A 2,890-nucleotide genomic window follows, 5' to 3' on the forward strand; every position below is an offset into this window, starting at 1 on the left:
GTCGCGGTCAATGCCTCCACCCGCTTCACCGACGGCGGCCAGTTCGGCTTCGGCGCCGAGATCGGCATCTCTGTAGGCGGAGCCGGCCGCGCCGAGGGCTCCCACTGCCGCGCCGATGACACCGCCGAGAAGGCCAACTAATCCTGCGTCCACAGACAGGAGTCTCAACGACCGCGGAGGGCTCTGTCCGGAGTTTCGCCGTCGCGGCGCTATCGCCACGGATAAGACCGGGATATCCAGGGCGAAAGGGCCCCGGTGGGACGCTTTGGCGTCCCACCGGGGAGGAGATCAGCGGCGGCTGACGGCCACCAGCAGCCCGACGACGGTGGCCAAGAGCGCCATCGCGGCGAAGCCGCCGGCGGCTGGGGCGGCCCAGGCAGGGCGGTACAGCAGCAGGGCCAGGACGCCAGCGCCGACGAGCAGTGTGACGACGGTGAGCAGGAGGATCAACAGCAGGGTGTTCAGTGACACGTGTCCCCCGCCTTCCAGGCGGCCGCCGCCTCGCTGCGGGTGGCGTGCCGGGCACCGAGCCGCTTGAGCTTGCGGCGGACCCGCTCCCCGAATGCCTCCGGCTGCCCAGCCGCGGCCGCAGCCCGGTCCCAGCTCTCCCCGTTCATGGCCCAGGCGCGGGCGACTGCTGCCTCCGCGGGGTGCAGGGCGCGCAGCACCGAGGCCAGACGGCCCTCCTCCAGTTCGGCAGCCAGGGCCTCGCTCTCCGGGGCGCGGTGCTCTGCGAGCAAGTCCGCGACCGTCAGGGTGGTACCCACCGGTCGGCTGAGGAGAACGGACCGCCCGCCCCGCACCCGCCGTTCCCACAGCGGCCGCAGGTCCCGGTGTCTGGCCCTGACCTGGCGGAGCAGCAGGCCCCGGACGTACGGATCGGTGGCAGCTCCTTGGCCCAGTGACTCGGCCCAGTCGCCGAGCAGGGCCATCTCCACGGCCTCCCGCCACCGCTCCGGGCGGTCCAGGCCCAGCCAGGTCCGGGCGAATGCGTCAACGGTTTCGGTGTCGCCCTCGATGGCGGCGTTGCGGGCGGTCAGCGCATCCCGCAGCAGCGCGCGCTCCTGTCGGGTCAGGTACAGGGGATCGACATCGGCCAGCAGCAGCAGCGCTTTGCCGATCATTCCGACGAGGAGGGGCGCGAGCCGCTCGGCCCCACCCGGCGGCAGGCCAGGGAGCTCCACCGCTCCGTGGAGGAAGCCCGCCGCCATGTCGATCTGCCCCATGACGTACCAGACGGCCTCGACCAGATGGTTGGGGTAGTGGGCGCGCACCGTCTCCGAGGTCATCACGGTGCGGTCGGGCGGGGCGTCCAGGCGCGCGGCGTCGACGACGCACACAGGGCAGATGCCGACGGAGTCCAGGGTGGGCATGGGGCCTTCCTTGTCAGAGAGGTTTCGAGGTTCTCTCTCCTAGGCGCGGGGACCGGCCCGACCGGCAATAAATCTCGGATCCGTCCCTGTGGCCTCTGTCACCTCGGATAACAGGCTGTTCCCGGGGCGACGTACATGCGTCAGTGCTCGGTCACGAGTAGCCGGTAACCAACATCGATGGTTTCGAGCGTAAGCAGCTCGGCGTGTCGGGAATGCCAGCGGCCAGTCGTCAAGTCGGCGGCGAGCCGGGTCAGACCCGGCGCGAGTGCGTCGTCGCCGGTCTGGGCCAGCATGGAGATCCCCGCGCGCACGTGCGGGTCGAGGTAGGCGTGGGGGCGGCGCCAGTATGCGGCGCCGAATCCGTCGATGCAGTCGTGGGGGATGCAGACCGGCTCCTGGCGTCCCCCGCCGAGCAGGTCAACCAACTGGTCGGTCGGGATGGCCCGGGTGTCGTCGAAAGCGGCGGCCTCCGGGAGGTAGTCGCGTACGAGCCAGAACCGCTCGCGGAAGATGTGCTGGTCCCATGTCAGGATGGCAATGCGGCGGCGGGCAACCCTCCGCAGTTCTCTGATTCCGGCCGTCAGGTCAGCCCAGTGGTGGACGGTCAACAGCGCCATGACGGCATCGGCAGCGTTGTCGCGCAGCGGGAGGTGTTCTGCAGCGGCCTGCACTGCTGGCGCCGCTCCCGGCGGACGCTGGGTGATCATGACCTGGCTGGGTTCCACCGCGAGGACCGTCTGCGGCGGCTCGTAGGAACCAGTGCCCGCTCCGACGTTGATCACGTCTGTGGCATCCCCGAGTGCAGCGTGGATCTGCGCGGCGATCCTCGGATCAGGCTGTCGTGTCCGGGCATACGTCGTACCGAGCGTGTCATAGGTGGCCATGGCAGTCAGTATGCAAAGCCAGCATGATCACACGCACGCTCATCCGCGAAGTCGCGTGCCTGCCGTGGAAGTTCGGAGTTGTCTGCGTAGTGCGTGGACCTGTCGGTGGCTGATGAGGCAGCAGGCGAGCCCGAGGAACGCTTCGTGGATGTCGGCTCGCCGTTCCCAACGGATTCGCAGGCGGCGGAAGCCGTGCAGCCAGGCGAAGCTCCGCTCGACAACCCAGCGGTAGGTGCCCAGCCCGGTGCCGTGCCGTGTTCCGCGGCGGGCGATTGCGGGGACGATGCCTCGCTCGCGTCGCGGTAGACATCATGGTTTGTTATAGCCCGCCGCCATCCGTCATGTAGCGCTCAGTAGTCACATCGGGCACGGTTCTCGGAGCCGGTCACTCGACGTCGGAAGCCCGGCGGAGGGTTGCGCCCTACGACCGGGACCCCCTGGTACCGCGAGGGCGTCCCGGTCGACACCATCAAAAGACGTGCCGCGATCGGACACGGCACCTTCTATAAGGTGCTCAACCGGAACCACGTCGCACGGCGCTACGGACGAGCGCGCTAGGGCTGGTCGCCTTCAACCTGCCGCCGCCATGCGGCGCCCTCTGCGTCCCACACCAGCGCCACCGGCCGCCCCTCG

At 69.6% G+C, this 2,890-nt stretch carries 3 protein-coding genes and 1 pseudogene; all 4 read right to left on the reverse strand.

The window, feature by feature from the left end; all coding sequences use genetic code 11:
- Positions 1-288: 288 nt before the first annotated feature.
- The gene (locus AB0D04_RS42485; protein WP_362712835.1) at positions 289-471 is read right to left on the reverse strand and encodes a hypothetical protein; all 183 of its coding nucleotides are present in this window, start codon (positions 469-471) and stop codon (positions 289-291) included.
- On the reverse strand, positions 462-1,373 hold the full coding sequence (locus AB0D04_RS42490; RefSeq protein ID WP_362712837.1) for a hypothetical protein: 912 nt from the start codon (positions 1,371-1,373) through the stop codon (positions 462-464). The genes AB0D04_RS42485 and AB0D04_RS42490 overlap by 10 nt, the downstream gene beginning before the upstream one ends.
- 140 nt (positions 1,374-1,513) lie before the next feature.
- On the reverse strand, positions 1,514-2,257 hold the full coding sequence (locus tag AB0D04_RS42495; RefSeq protein WP_362712839.1) for a methyltransferase domain-containing protein: 744 nt from the start codon (positions 2,255-2,257) through the stop codon (positions 1,514-1,516).
- Between the two features lie 39 nt (positions 2,258-2,296).
- Positions 2,297-2,554 (reverse strand): annotated as a pseudogene (locus AB0D04_RS42500) (transposase); the annotation flags it as partial.
- Between the last annotated feature and the right edge of the window lie 336 nt (positions 2,555-2,890).

The sequence above is a fragment of the Streptomyces sp. NPDC048483 genome (assembly GCF_040651455.1).
GTDB lineage: Bacteria > Actinomycetota > Actinomycetes > Streptomycetales > Streptomycetaceae > Streptomyces.

What these genes read in the sequence shown, in the direction of transcription:
- AB0D04_RS42490 (WP_362712837.1), bottom strand. Translation starts at nt 1,373, where the DNA reads ATGCCCACCCTGGACTCCGTCGGCATCTGCCCTGTGTGCGTCGTCGAC.
- AB0D04_RS42495 (WP_362712839.1), bottom strand. Translation starts at nt 2,257, where the DNA reads ATGGCCACCTATGACACGCTCGGTACGACGTATGCCCGGACACGACAG.